This is a genomic window from Autumnicola patrickiae, from assembly GCF_031846525.1.
Lineage (GTDB): Bacteria > Bacteroidota > Bacteroidia > Flavobacteriales > Flavobacteriaceae > Autumnicola > Autumnicola patrickiae.
The window spans coordinates 69,484-83,009 of record NZ_JAVRHM010000016.1 but is presented as its reverse complement, the minus strand read 5'-3'; the positions used below and the strand labels follow the sequence as shown (position 1 = coordinate 83,009).

Annotated in this window: 16 protein-coding genes; 11 read left to right on the top strand and 5 right to left on the bottom strand. The window is 36.6% G+C overall.

What is annotated here, in order from left to right; all coding sequences use genetic code 11:
* The first annotated feature begins 115 nt into the window (after positions 1 to 115).
* The 4 genes from RM549_RS13775 (at position 116) to RM549_RS13760 (ending at position 2,489) form a co-directional block, all read left to right on the top strand.
* Positions 116 to 592 (top strand): glutathione peroxidase, encoded by a 477-nt coding sequence (locus RM549_RS13775; RefSeq protein WP_311685813.1) that lies wholly within the window; start codon positions 116 to 118, stop codon positions 590 to 592.
* Positions 592 to 1,059, top strand: a complete 468-nt coding sequence (locus RM549_RS13770) for a MarR family winged helix-turn-helix transcriptional regulator (protein ID WP_311685811.1) — start codon at positions 592 to 594, stop codon at positions 1,057 to 1,059. Before RM549_RS13775 ends, RM549_RS13770 begins: the two co-directional genes overlap by 1 nt.
* Before the next feature lie 93 nt (positions 1,060 to 1,152).
* Positions 1,153 to 1,554: a hypothetical protein gene (locus RM549_RS13765; protein ID WP_311685809.1), complete on the top strand. Its 402-nt coding sequence runs from the start codon at positions 1,153 to 1,155 to the stop codon at positions 1,552 to 1,554.
* Between the two features lie 74 nt (positions 1,555 to 1,628).
* Positions 1,629 to 2,489: an HAEPLYID family protein gene (locus RM549_RS13760; RefSeq protein WP_311685807.1), complete on the top strand. Its 861-nt coding sequence runs from the start codon at positions 1,629 to 1,631 to the stop codon at positions 2,487 to 2,489.
* Between the two features lie 124 nt (positions 2,490 to 2,613).
* Here the strand turns inward: RM549_RS13760 and RM549_RS13755 are convergent, their stop codons facing one another.
* Positions 2,614 to 3,219: an HAD family hydrolase gene (locus tag RM549_RS13755; RefSeq protein WP_311685805.1), complete on the bottom strand. Its 606-nt coding sequence runs from the start codon at positions 3,217 to 3,219 to the stop codon at positions 2,614 to 2,616.
* A 166-nt stretch (positions 3,220 to 3,385) separates the two neighbouring features.
* On the opposite strand from RM549_RS13755, the gene RM549_RS13750 reads away from it, so the two are divergent.
* Entirely contained in the window at positions 3,386 to 4,645 is a 1,260-nt protein-coding gene (locus RM549_RS13750; RefSeq protein ID WP_311685803.1) for a pepsin/retropepsin-like aspartic protease family protein, read from the top strand.
* Between the two features lie 514 nt (positions 4,646 to 5,159).
* The gene (locus RM549_RS13745) at positions 5,160 to 5,516 is read left to right on the top strand and encodes a hypothetical protein (protein WP_311685802.1); all 357 of its coding nucleotides are present in this window, start codon (positions 5,160 to 5,162) and stop codon (positions 5,514 to 5,516) included.
* Between the two features lie 172 nt (positions 5,517 to 5,688).
* Here the strand turns inward: RM549_RS13745 and RM549_RS13740 are convergent, their stop codons facing one another.
* The gene (locus tag RM549_RS13740; protein ID WP_311685800.1) at positions 5,689 to 6,807 is read right to left on the bottom strand and encodes a PepSY-associated TM helix domain-containing protein; all 1,119 of its coding nucleotides are present in this window, start codon (positions 6,805 to 6,807) and stop codon (positions 5,689 to 5,691) included.
* 225 nt (positions 6,808 to 7,032) lie between these two features.
* On the opposite strand from RM549_RS13740, the gene RM549_RS13735 reads away from it, so the two are divergent.
* The 3 genes from RM549_RS13735 to RM549_RS13725 all read left to right on the top strand — a co-directional run bounded on the left by RM549_RS13735 (position 7,033) and on the right by RM549_RS13725 (position 9,737).
* The gene (locus tag RM549_RS13735) at positions 7,033 to 7,620 is read left to right on the top strand and encodes a HupE/UreJ family protein (protein WP_311685798.1); all 588 of its coding nucleotides are present in this window, start codon (positions 7,033 to 7,035) and stop codon (positions 7,618 to 7,620) included.
* A 93-nt stretch (positions 7,621 to 7,713) separates the two neighbouring features.
* Entirely contained in the window at positions 7,714 to 8,145 is a 432-nt protein-coding gene (locus tag RM549_RS13730; protein ID WP_311685796.1) for a deoxycytidylate deaminase, read from the top strand.
* Positions 8,142 to 9,737, top strand: a complete 1,596-nt coding sequence (locus tag RM549_RS13725; RefSeq protein WP_311685792.1) for a S41 family peptidase — start codon at positions 8,142 to 8,144, stop codon at positions 9,735 to 9,737. Before RM549_RS13730 ends, RM549_RS13725 begins: the two co-directional genes overlap by 4 nt.
* Positions 9,738 to 10,040: 303 nt before the next feature.
* On the opposite strand, the gene RM549_RS13720 is transcribed toward RM549_RS13725, so the two are convergent.
* The 3 genes from RM549_RS13720 to RM549_RS13710 are packed head-to-tail and all read right to left on the bottom strand — an operon-like array spanning position 10,041 to position 11,446.
* The gene (locus tag RM549_RS13720; RefSeq protein ID WP_311685790.1) at positions 10,041 to 10,649 is read right to left on the bottom strand and encodes an NAD(P)-binding domain-containing protein; all 609 of its coding nucleotides are present in this window, start codon (positions 10,647 to 10,649) and stop codon (positions 10,041 to 10,043) included.
* A gap of 3 nt (positions 10,650 to 10,652) precedes the next feature.
* Positions 10,653 to 10,847, bottom strand: a complete 195-nt coding sequence (locus tag RM549_RS13715) for a hypothetical protein (protein ID WP_311685788.1) — start codon at positions 10,845 to 10,847, stop codon at positions 10,653 to 10,655.
* A complete protein-coding gene (locus RM549_RS13710) occupies positions 10,844 to 11,446 on the bottom strand; it encodes a MarC family protein (RefSeq protein ID WP_311685786.1) in 603 nt (200 codons plus the stop codon). The genes RM549_RS13715 and RM549_RS13710 overlap by 4 nt, the downstream gene beginning before the upstream one ends.
* 125 nt (positions 11,447 to 11,571) lie before the next feature.
* Between RM549_RS13710 and RM549_RS13705 the strand changes: the two genes are divergently transcribed.
* Both RM549_RS13705 and RM549_RS13700 read left to right on the top strand, forming a co-directional pair.
* Entirely contained in the window at positions 11,572 to 12,138 is a 567-nt protein-coding gene (locus RM549_RS13705) for a DUF3109 family protein (RefSeq protein WP_311685784.1), read from the top strand.
* Positions 12,139 to 12,615: 477 nt separating this feature from the next.
* Entirely contained in the window at positions 12,616 to 13,437 is an 822-nt protein-coding gene (locus RM549_RS13700; RefSeq protein ID WP_311685782.1) for a DUF4412 domain-containing protein, read from the top strand.
* The last annotated feature ends 89 nt before the right edge of the window (positions 13,438 to 13,526 follow it).

The following is a 13,526-nucleotide window of genomic DNA, read 5'->3' as shown; positions in this document are numbered from 1 at the left end:
ATACAAAATATCATAAAATTTTCGATTTAAAAGATCAAAGACAGAATAATCACTTATATTTGTATCGCAAACGATTTAATCTTTAGCGATATTCAGCAATAAAAAATAACGAACTATGAATTTTTACGATTTTGAAGCAGAAACAATTACCGGCGAAACAATTTCTATGGACCGGTATAAAGGCAAGACGGTCGTTATCGTCAACACCGCCAGCAAATGTGGCCTTACTCCTCAATATGAAGGATTGGAGACTCTTTATCAGCAATATGAATCCCAGGGCCTGGTGGTTCTTGGTTTTCCCTGTAACCAGTTTGCCAACCAGGAAAGTGGAAACGCTAAGGATATTCAGGAATTTTGCCAGGTAAATTATGGGGTAAGTTTTCCTATGTTTGCTAAAGTCGATGTAAATGGTAAAAATGCACATCCTCTTTTTAAATACCTGAAATCTAATCTTCGCGGCGGACTCTTCGGAAGTAAAATAAAATGGAATTTCACGAAATTTGTCATAGATAAAAACGGAAAACCTGTAAAAAGATTTGCCCCGACTACCAGACCTGAAAAAATGGAATCCACGATTAAAAAGCTGTTATAATGGATAAAAACATCACAGATTTATACCTGGAAAATCAGCTGTGTTTCCCTTTATATGCGGCTTCCAGGCTCACTACCAAAGCTTATGCGCCTTACCTCAACAACTTAAATATTACCTATCCGCAATATTTAGTGATGCTGGTATTGTGGCAGTATAAAGAACAGAGCGTTAATGAAATTGGGGAACGCCTGATGCTTGAATCCAACACCCTCACGCCTTTGCTGAAGCGGTTGGAAAGCAAGGAATTTCTTCTTCGGAATCGTTCCAAAACAGATGAACGCAGCGTAATTGTCTCCCTTACCGAAAAAGGAAATGCCCTGAAAGAGGAAGCCAGTTCAATTCCCACAAAGATCATGGGATCATTCAAGGATACCAGTATTTCTGAAGCTGAAATTATTAGTTTTAAAGAAACCCTTCATAAACTTGTAGCTGTCCTCGACCAGAAAAATTCCGGAGGAAAAATATAGAAAAAACTTAGCTACTTAAACTAATCTGGGTTATTTCCAGTGTGAATATAAAAGTGGAAAATATCATAGGAGCCATATCGAAAAAAGACAAAATTGCGCTACTTTAGCCGAATGATCAAGGCGATAAGAAACAGCGCATTTACCAAAGTCCTTTGGGGACTTATGGCGCTTTATTTCCTTAATATAAGCGTAGATTCAGCAGATCCTTTTCCAGAGCATATTTCAGAGGATTTATCAATTAATGACCAGGAAAGTTTTATCGAATTAGTGGTCGAGAAAATCCTTGGTTATGAAAATGCCATAGAAGAAAATGATGATAATGACTCAGGTGAAAACATAAACAAAGTACCAAAACTGGTTTTCACTGTTCATCCCTCCATAGACAATATTAGTATTAAAGCTTTTTCCGGAAAAAAGAAATCTGCTTATTCTGGCTACGAGGCTTATCTAAGTAGCGGCTTTTATCAACTTGACACCCCACCACCTAAATTTTGATTTGTTCTTTCTAATTAATCTCTCTGCACAATATGTTGGTGTAGAGGTTTCTTAATCATTTAAAACAAATCATAATGAACATCAAAAAATTACTGGTGCTAATTACCTTATTAGTACCATCAACCTATGCTGCAGCACAAGTTTCCAATGCAGAAAAAGATAGTCTTTATATAAAAGAAGTAGAAGAAAGTAAAGAACCTGTTAAGGTTTTACACGCCGAACCCCTATACATCGATCTTATAAGGGATTTAGGAGCAAGAAAAGGAGAAAAGGAATGGAACCTGGGTTTTGGCCTGACAGACAACCTGGAATTTGATTCTTATGAAGCTTTGGTAGAATACGAATGGGCACCTGTAGATCGTTTGGGGTTAGAAGTGGAGGTGCCCTTGACCTTTTATTCACCTTTAAACGGAGTATCCCGGGATTCAATCCCCTCCAATGAAATAAATAGCCTGAAAATTGCTGCTCAAGGGTCCTTTTTTGTTAGTGAACCACTGGCTACTTCTATGGCCCTTGGATATATAAATGAATTTGAGCTTTCTCCTTTCAGGAGTTTTGGAAAACCGCTTATTACAGGTAATGTTTACAATCCATTCTTCGTAATTGCAAAACGCTGGGGCAACAATTATCACTCCTTAATTTATACAGGTCCTGTCTTTGAACAACATTTTGAAACCAATAAAATCCATACCTCCTATGACGTTAATACGAGTTTTCACTACATGATTACAGGCACAAAGAATTTTTTGGGAGTAGAACTAAACAAAACTTTTAATGATGGCGATTTTGATATGACAGTACGACCTCAAATGCGGGTAGGTATTGCAGACAACTTACTGGTGGGAATTGTAGCAGGAATTCCTGTAAGCAGGGAAAATGAACGGTTCAGTTCATTTCTAAGGCTCATTTGGGAACCTAAACATCATGAGAATTAGATTTTTATGGCGTAGAAGCGGGTTGAATAAAAATTCAATCCGCACTACGCTATTATCTCTCATGCCAGGCATATAGTAAGTTTATAGAATTCCTGAAAATGACTGATACTTATAGCTTAAACGACTAAGGATATTTCACCTCAACTATCTCGTCCATTAAAGGAATCAAGGATTTCTCAGAATCTAAATCATCGGTATAATATACAGTCCTGTCACCACCTTTTTCAAGAAACCTGGACTTATTGCTTCCGTAAGTATCGGTTTTTATACCATCAATTTTCTCTTTTTTGTAATAAAATTCTGTGGAAATTAAAGTTTTAAAACCAAAAAGGAGTGCAATTTGTTTAGCTGGGATTTCTGTACACCCAGTAAGCAATACATCTGCAGTTTCCGGCCTTTCCAATAACTCCTTACCTAAGGGAGTGAGAGAATTTAAAAATTTCTTTTTGTAGTGTTCCTCAAAATACTTTTCGAGTTTACTTTTTTGCAAACCTTTAAATAACAAAATGATCACGAGGTTTCTCGATCGGTATGGGTCATAATTTCCTGTTCTCATCAGGGTTACCATAATTATCTTAGTAAGGTATAACCTGAAAAATTTATTGCTATGCCTTAAATATCCTTCTATAAAATCAAATGTACTGTTTAAGGTAGATAATGTCCCATCCAGATCGTAATAATGAATCGTCTTCTCTGCAATTTTCTCCATGTGTATTTGACTGTTATCCATTTAATTAGGATCCATACAAATATCAGGCAATTCCCACAAATAATATTACTGAATAGTAAAACTTTAAGCTGAAATGTTATCATTTTACTAATATGAACTTAGAAAGTAACGAAATATCAAAATGCAACACCTACAACATTTACTCGTCTTTATTTTAAACCTTCAAATGAAGATTATTCGTCCTATATACCTGGTGGTACTATTTTTATTTCTAACTCATTCCATATTTTCACAAAATCTGGATAACTGCAGAGCAACAGTAAAAAAGACTTTTGAAGCATTAAACCAGCAATCATCTGCATCTATAGAAAGCAATTTATCTGATGATTTTAGTATCGCCGGACAGAAAGGGGAAATTGCGAAAAAAGTCCTGGCCCAGCTTTTTTCACAATTAAACGACAGTGTGATAGCCTTTAAAGAAGTAGATGTAGTCGAGGGATCCAACTCCGCAGAATTTATATATTCAGTAGAATACAAGAAGAAAGGACCTACAAATTCAACATTTCTTTTTAATAAAGAAAATCAGCTAAAAGAGCTGAGTCTTTTTGAAATGGAAGTGAAAACTCTTACAGATAATGTGAAGACTGAAAAAAGCACTCAACATCCCATTGAAGTTCCTTTTGAGCTAGCCAGAAAATTAATTACCGTAAAAGTCAATTTGAATGGTATTGAAAGAACTTTTTTGCTGGACACAGGTTCACCAAGAGTAATTTTGAATTCCAGGTATTTAGAAAACTCCACTGAAGAAACTCTTTCCTCTACCAGGGATGTTAGTAACAATAACATTTCGGGAATGGATATTGTGCAAGTTAATAATTTGAATTTTTCCGGCATCACTTTAAGAGATCAGCAGGTAATTTCATCTAATTTAGAACATCTGGAAGAAAGTTTGGGAATTAACATCCACGGACTTATTGGTTATGAAATGATTCGGGATTACGACATACTTTTTGATTATGAGAATCAGAAAATCATACTTATTGACCCGGAATCCTTTGAAAAATTTAGCAGAAAAAACCTGGGAGAAGATCAGGTTATCTTACCTCTTCATTTAAATGGCCATCTTCCCACTGTTCAGTCGCAGATTGGAAATCGGACTTTTTACTTTGCAATTGATTCCGGCGCCGAAACAAATTTAATCGATGCTCATCTTTTTAGTCAAATGGAAACAAATTTTAAAAAAATTGGAACCAGCGACTTAAAAGGAGGCGGCAAGAATTCTAATGAGGTTAAAACTGCTGTTCTAAAGAAAATGCACATTGGAGGCGCGAAATTTAAAAACATTCCAACCCTATTTTCTAATATAAGCCATCTGAATAAAAAAGAACACGAAACAGAAATTAACGGAATTATAGGCTATCCAATTTTATCCCGACAAAAAACATTGATATCACATAAAAGGAAAGAAGTAATTTTCTTCTATTGAAATTTTACCATTTTAGTATTAAAAAAGCCGATAATTGCCTTTTTTAGCCTAAAGCTTAAAAGGAAGGAATTATCCGGGCCTGGACATGATTTGTCCTCCTAAGTTCGATAATTGTAAAGTTTTAGGAATCCCTTCTGAAGAGGTCTGCTACAAAAGAAAATCAAGACCTTAAACTTTTAGCCAGATAAGTCATTTTTCAATTGATTTTTTGTGTAAAAAAATCTCTTATTACACTCATAATAGGCCTTCCGCTCCTGCTCCTTTGCTTAAGGATGTGAAAATTTTTAAAAAAATTGTTCCAATTTATAAGAAATATAAGCCTCCGGCTGAACAAAAGTTAAAATAAATCCTCCGGCAACCCAATAAAATCGGGCATTCTCAAGAATTTTAGCCTTAGCTCCTCATTCCCTGACCCTTAAGAAATTTTTAGAAAAAAATATTCTTACAAATAATCTTCATATATGTATATTTGTCAAAATTCAATACCCAATATAAACAATAAAATAATTATACTATGAAGAAGTTACTGATTTTTACATTATCCTTATTTTTAGGCTTTCAAATGCAAGCCCAGGAAATAGACAATAATAATGTTGAAGTAGGCACTATTTTGGAAATTAATGAGGCTGAGGCATATGGCTTTAAGCATATTCATTTTCCCCGCCCAAATTTTATAATAAAAAGAGGTGGTATTGCCAATTATAATAGTGTTGAAGGAAATCGCGTAGAAATTACTGCGGTGACCACAAAAAAAGATGGAACCAGAGAAGTTGAGCTAAAACGTGTAGATGGGCGTAAATTTTTTAGAAATTTTGCCACTGTAAAAGCAGACATCGATGAAGCTCTTGAATCTGGCGAAATGACATTATAATATTTCGCTGTCTTTTAAAGAAGACAATTCTATAAATCAGGAGGCTGACTAAAAGCGCCAGTATCTATAAGGTTCGCGGAAAATTCAAACATTCCGGAATTAAAATATAGGTCGATAATTGGCAATTTTAGGCAGCCTCTTTTTTTATTCAGAAAAAAGAGAATTGCCATTCTTACTTTTTCTTCATCTTATTTAACCAGATGATGGTACCGGTGACCGGCAAACTTGTTGCAATAAGGCAGGTAATAAAGTAGATGATTTTAGAAAACACCCCGAAGATTTCTCCCGTATGGATCGGCTTTATTAAAGAAGCAACTTGTACATTTAATGGTTTTTCTTTAAATAATTCTTTCTGAAGCACTTCCCCATCCCTGTCCAGCACCAATTGATCTGAAACGACCGGGGACCAATTATTATTATTGGTCTTTCTTATCTGGTAAACCCCTTTTTCTGAAGAAGGAAAGGAAATACTGGTAGTTCCGCTATAATTTAGTTCCTCTGAAGCTACTTTATAAATTTCTGCAATAGTTAATTCTTCCGAAGGATCAAAATCTGCCTGTGATTCTATTTGCGGACCACCACGATTTCCAAAAATTTTGGTTCCCAGGACCGTACTTCCCGCTTCCCGATACCATTCAAAAGACCAGCAAAGGCCTGTAAGGATCATAATAACAAGAAAAATACAGGAGTAAAAACCCAAGGTGTTATGAAGATCGTGATTGACTCTTTTCCATTTTGCTGAAAATTTAATTTTAAAACCAGCCTTAAAATTTTGCCATTTCCACTTTTTTGGAAACCATATAACAATTCCACTTACTGCCAGAAAGAAGAAAATAATTGTCGCCACACCAACTATAGGACGACCAATTGATGATTCCAGCAACAGCCAGCGATGCAGACGAAACATGCTCATAAAAAATCCATCAAGGGAAGATTCAGGTGCTTTTAAGGTCTCACCTGTATAAGGATTGACAAAATAGGTAGTGCCGCGTCTGTCCTCAGGTGATGTCTTTACCCGAAACTGGTATGGATCATTACTATTGTTACTAATACTTATACCCGCTACTTCACCTTCAGATTGTAAGCTTTCGGCAAGGCTTCCAACAGGAATAATGTCCCCCTGAACTTTAACTTTTAAGTCTTCAGCAAAAATTGCTTTAATTTCTTTTTCGAATACCAGCGCTGTTCCGCTAAAACAAACTAAAAAAAGTATTATCCCGCTACCTAAGCCAAGCCATAGGTGAATATCGGTCATCAATTTCCTGAAGGTGTATTTCTTTTTTTTCTTCATTGTAAAGGGGAATCAGTTACTGGTTTTTATTTAGACTTAGTTTAAATAGTAGTCAAAAGTAACATAGTCATTCTAAATATTAAAATTTTATTTAGAAATATTTTAAATACTGTTTAAGTGCTGAAAGAAAAAATTTTTGAAGCAGCCTCTCCAGGCTTCAGATTCTGAAAAACTTTGCATATTTCTGAATATATCGTACTTTCGAAACTTTTCTAATGAACTTCTATGTCGCAATTCTGGTTGTATTTTAACCTGGGCCTCGAGCATGTTCTCGACTGGAACGCATACGATCATATGCTTTTCCTGATCGTGCTTGTAGTTGGCTATGGTTTTAGCAGCTGGAAAAGAATCCTTTGGCTGGTAACCCTCTTTACAATTGGGCATACCCTGGCGCTCTTTCTCTCTGTTTACGAAATTGTAAAAGTCGATTCTGATTGGGTGGAGCTTCTTATACCTATTTCAATTCTTTTGACAGCTCTATTTAATATTTTTAATGCAGGAAAAAACGAAAGAAAAAACAACTTAAACCTTTTACATTTCACTACCCTGTTCTTTGGACTTATCCACGGCCTTGGTTTCTCCTCTTATTTTAAAATGGTCTCAGCGTCTGGGGAAAGCAAACTTCTTCCTCTTTTGGAATTTGCCCTGGGGATAGAAACAGCCCAGGTAATTATTGTCCTTGTAGTTATGATCATTGGTTTTGTTCTTCAAAATGTTATCCATGTTTCAAGACGGGACTGGATACTCGTAACATCTTCTATAGTACTGGGTATTATTTTGCCGATTCTTCGGGACAGTTTTGCTGCTATTTAATATTTTAGCATACGCTGTAATTTTTCAGTTAAAATTCATACTTATTCACTTACAAGGATTTAGCTATTAACAGTTAAATTTGTAATCTTACTTATGCAAAAGACAAAACAATTAAAATACGATAAAGCTTATTTACGAATAGCCCGGGAATGGGGAAAATTATCGCATTGCAATAGAAAACAGGTTGGCGCGCTTATTGTAAAAGACAGAATGATAATTTCTGATGGTTATAATGGTACTCCCAGTGGTTTTGAAAATCCTTGTGAAGATGAGGAAGGGTATACAAAATGGTATGTATTACATGCAGAAGCAAATGCGATTCTAAAAGTAGCATCTTCCACGCAGTCCTGCCTGGGGGCCACACTTTATATTACCATGTCGCCCTGCAAGGAATGCAGCAAGCTCATCCACCAGGCAGGAATTACACGATTGGTGTATAATGTAGATTATAAGGATAACTCCGGACTGGAATTTCTAAAAAAAGCCGGAGTGAAACTTGAGCAGATAACAGATTTAGATAATTGAAAAACAAAAATAAAATATATATCCCGCTGTTACTGGGAATTGCGTGCGCCCTGGGGATTCTCCTTGGCGCAAAACTTGATTTTACAAGTTCCGACAGTCTTTTTTCCCGCAATCCCAAGAAGCAGAAACTAAGCCGGCTTATCGATTATATTGATTATGAATATGTAGACGATGTCAATACAGACAGCATTGTAGATATTACTGTAAATAAAATCCTTGAGAACCTAGATCCTCACTCGGTGTACATACCCAGCAGGGAGTACGATCACGTGAGTGAAAGCATGAAAGGCGATTTTGTGGGAATTGGGGTGAGTTTTCATACCGTTGGGGATACCATCGTGGTTATTCAGCCACTGGAAGGTGGACCCAGTGAAAGAACCGGAATTAAAGGTGGCGATCGTATTCTATATGCTGACGGAACCCCTCTCTTCGGAAAAAATATCAGCACAGATTCTGTTATAAAACGCCTCAAGGGGGAAGAAGGCAGCAAAGTTGACCTGAAGGTTTTACGTAAAGGAGAAGAAGATCTCTTAACCTTTAAAATTAACCGCGGAAAAGTCCCCTTAAAAAGTGTTGATGCGGCTTATATGTTAACCGACAAACTAGGTTATATTAAAATTAACCGCTTTTCAGAAACGACTTACGACGAATTTGATAAGGCGCTGGAAAAATTAAAGAGGGAAGGTGCAAAAGAAATTGCCCTGGATCTTCGTAACAATCCCGGAGGATATCTTTCTGAAGCCATAAATATTGCTGATGAGTTTTTAGAAGACGACAAGCTCATTCTTTTTACCAAAAACAAAAGCGGCGCTATTGAAGAAACCTATGCACATCGTGATGGAGATTTTGAAAACGGAAAAATATATGTTCTGATAAATGAAGGTTCTGCTTCTGCCAGTGAAGTGGTAGCCGGAGCTCTGCAGGATAATGATATAGGTACTATAGTAGGGAGACGCTCTTACGGAAAAGGTCTTGTACAACGGGAAATGGAACTTGGGGACGGTAGTGCCGTTAGGCTAACCATTGCACGATACTACACCCCAACTGGCCGCTCCATTCAAAAACCTTATGGTGAGGATAATAAAACCTATTACAATGATTACATGCGTAGATATAGAAATGGTGAATTACAAAGCGCCGATAGCATACATGTAGAAGATTCCCTTCGCTATGAAACCCCGGCAGGGAAAATAGTTTATGGCGGCGGCGGGATAATTCCAGACATTTTTGTTCCAAAGGATATGGAAGCAGAGAAAGAACAATATATGCTGCTTTTAAACGGTGGCTTTATGAGTAGGTTCATTTTTGATCTTATGGAACAGGATAGGGATTATTACAATTCTCTTACCAAAGAACAATTCGATAAACAGGAGATTGTCGATGATCAGGTAATAAGGGATTTTATTCAATATGGCAAAAATCAGATCCCGGGAATTAACATTCAGGTAAATCAATATCAATCATTACTGAGACAGTATTTAAAAGCTGTAATGGCACAGCAACTATTTGGTACTAATGCATTTGAACGGATAAAAAACGAAGGTGATCGAATAATTGACAAAGTAATTCAATTGTCGAAGGAAAAAACCTAATTTGGAGCTGTGAATGCTCTGAAGGAATATATATGGTTATGTCTAACCCTTTCGCCTCTTTTCTTTTTTATAATAGCGGTAACTTTTCGCTTATTGGATAATAGTGCATTGCTTTTTCTTCAAAAGGAAATACTGGTAACTTCTTCAAATGTTTCGGTAAAAATAATCAGGGAGCAAATCCATTCCAATCCAGATGAAAATTTCAGGAGACAACTCCGCAAGGCTTTAATCTTCAGAAAACTACACCGAACTTTTATTACATTAACGATCGCATCCCTTCTTGGGGTCTTAATTTATGTTCTTTTAACTTAGTTTATCGTGCACCTTAGTGTGCTCCCCCTCATTCCATTCGGTTAAAATATCTGTAGCAACCGCAGCTCCACTGCCACATGCTATTGCGTACTGGCTCCTCCAGCCCGCCAGAGTACCGGCAACATAAAGCCCGGGAATTACTACATGATCTTCATTAATGAGCTGAATCCTGTTTTTGGAAGCTTTCGCTTTTTTATGAGGAATTATATATTTTTCCAGCCCCTTAATTTTCATCAGGTTGGAATAACCCACTGCCACTACGACTTGTTTTGTAAAATAGCTGTTTTTGTTTGAAGTAACCTGGAAACCTTCTGCTAAAGGTGTGATCTCTTTCACTTTCTCTTTTTCTATACAATGTACGCGGGGATATCTTTCTTTAAGTTGCTGAAGCCCACTCTCTAATATAGACTGTCCTGATGTTCCCGGAGGAATTCCCAGCGCATTATTAAAAAGCGCAGATTGCAGGTCAGAAGTTTTTTGATGAAGAATTATGCCAACCTCTCTTTTAGCTGCGTAAGGCTTCTCCAGGGCAGAACCCAAAACCAAAGCACAGGACATACCCGCTGCCCCACCTCCTACGATAAGAACATCAAATTCCATGGATCAGGAATGCTTACCAGATATCTTTCTGGACACCAGCAGGATAGCCATTAGCAAAATAACACAAATACTGGCAAGAATTGCTGCCGCTGCTTTCGCACTTTCGCCTTGCAAAAGATTCTCAAAATCAAGGATACTTACATGGTAACCTATAAGGATAACCGCCAGAATAATGACAGAGTAGATAAAAATTTTCATTGAAAAAGACTTTGAATATTTGTAGCAAAGAGCTTCACGGCTATTGCGAGAAGAATCACCCCAAATATTTTACGAATTACATTAATTCCCTGCTGCCCTAAAAATCCTTCAATTTTACCTGAAGATTTTAAGACAGTATATACAAATATAATATTCATAATGATAGCCACAATAATATTTATAGTTTCATATTCAGCTCTTAAGGAAAGAATTGATGTCATTGTACCCGCACCGGCGATTAACGGAAAAGCAAGTGGGACTATGGAAGCTGTTTCATGAGCGTCATCTTTATATAGGGAAATACCTAATATCATCTCCAGCGCAATAAAGAACAGGATAAAAGCACCTGCCACAGCAAATGAATTTACGTCTATACCTATAAGGTTTAGAATCTCTTTTCCAACAAACAGGAACATAATCATAAGAATTCCGGCTACTATAGAAGCTTTTTCACTTTCTATGTGCCCTGCCTTTTTTCTTAAATCAATAATTATTGGAATACTTCCAATAATATCTATTACAGCAAAAAGCACCATACCTGCTGTAAAAATCTCCCTTAGATTAATAGTTTCTTTTATTTGGAGGATAATTTCTGTCATATCGTGAAAATTGAGGCAAAATTAATCTTTAATTCAGAGAACTCAAGGGGTTCCAAAATGAAAATTTCCAGAAATTTTTAACCCGACTTTCGTGCTTAAAAAGCTTAGAAAATTATATTTGCAGAATGTTTCAATTAGGAAAAACAATAGTATCTGAAGAAATCATTAAAAATGATTTTGTCTGCAACCTTTCTGCCTGCAAAGGAGCTTGCTGTATAGACGGTGACGCCGGTGCGCCTGTAGAAGAAGAGGAAGCGAAAATCCTCGAGGATTTATATCCAAAGATCAAACCTTTTCTACGCAAAAAAGGAATAGAAGTTATAGAAAAGCAGGGAACATCAATAATTACCGAAAATGGTGAAATTGAGACTCCCTTAATAGACGGTGCAGATTGTGCTTACGTAACTTTCGACGATAAGGGAATTGCCCTTTGCGGCATTGAAGAAGCTTATAACCAGGGCGAAATAAACTGGAAAAAACCAGTTTCCTGCCATCTATATCCTGTTCGCGTTCAGGATTATTCAGAATTCTCTGCAGTAAATTACCACCGCTGGCAAATTTGCGATGATGCCTGTAGCCTTGGAGCAGAACTTCAGGTACCGATTTATAAATTTGTTAAAGAAGCCCTCATCCGGAAATTTGGTGAAGACTGGTACCTGGAACTGGAGAAAGTTGCAGAAAAAGTAAAGTGACCCCATAGCATAATATATTAGTATTCAGCTATTTCCTTTGCTTTTCTCTTTTTATTCTTTATATTTAATCCTGCGATATACTTATAGCCCAAACCTTCTGTATATCCTAATATTTATTCCCCAAAACCCCTTAGTGTTATAGGGCTCCGGGATTTAAAATCCCGACCTCAATGCAACAGGCAACCCTCCCCAGGGCTTTTCCCCACGTCTGTATTTATTTCTGAATCTTAAACAGTTAATAATATACAACAATGGAAAAATTTCAACATCCACACCCAGAAAAGCTAAACGTCTATCCTCCAGACATAGTCCTTAGAAATTGGTGCATATAAGGATTCGCTTCCTCCTAAAGAAGGACAAAAGCACACGTGTGATTTTATGAATTAGAAGAAAACTTTTGGTAAAGCTTCCGAAGACCACTCATTTCTGTCCAATTTGGATCATTTAAACAATGTATAACCACAAAAAGAAATAATTATGAAAAAAATACTGATTTTATGTCTTTCAGTTTTTATGATTGGCACAACCGCAGAAGCACAATTTCTCAAGAAACTGAAAGATAAAGTGCAGGAAAAGGTGGAGAACGCTGCTATAGATAATGTATCAGATAAAGCCGCAAATGAGACCAATAAAGGCCTTAATTCAATGTGGGAAAAGAAGTTGAGTGAGGGTAATATTGCTATGGGGATGGAAAGGGTAAATCCGGAAGAAATTCCTGCGAGCTATGACTTTGATTGGGTTTATAATATGCACATTACCCATAAGAACGGGGAAATGGACATGCTTTACCATCTTAAAAAGGATGCTCCATATTTTGGAATGGAAATGCAGCAACAAGGGGAAATGTTTATTGTTTTTGACGATAGAAATGATCTTAGTGTAATGTTCATGAATTCTGGTGAGAACAAATACCTTATGGCCACTAAACTCAATATTGAAGATACTTCTGAAGAAAGTGAGGACTATTACGATGATATGGAGCTAAAAGAAATAGGGTCGAAAACAATTTTGGGCTTTGAATGTCAGGGTTATCAGGGAGAAAATGAAGATTATATCTTCAACTTTTATGTAACCAAAGAGGCTGGAATAGGGTTTACAGGAATGTTCCAGGACAAGCAAAATAATATGCCAGAAGAATTTAATCCGGAATGGCTGCAGGATGGGGACGCGCTCCTTATGGAAATGCAGATGGAGGATAAGAAAAGAACCAATAACAGTATGAGCATGACCTGTACAAGGATAGAGAAAGAATCTGTGACTATAAGAAAATCGGATTTTAATAGTATGGGAGGCCAGTAAACCTAAAAGTTTTCAGACTGAAAAAAATTTTAATTCAGAAACATACCCGTTGCAGATAGTGGTATGTTTCTGGATTTTTTTATGCCTAA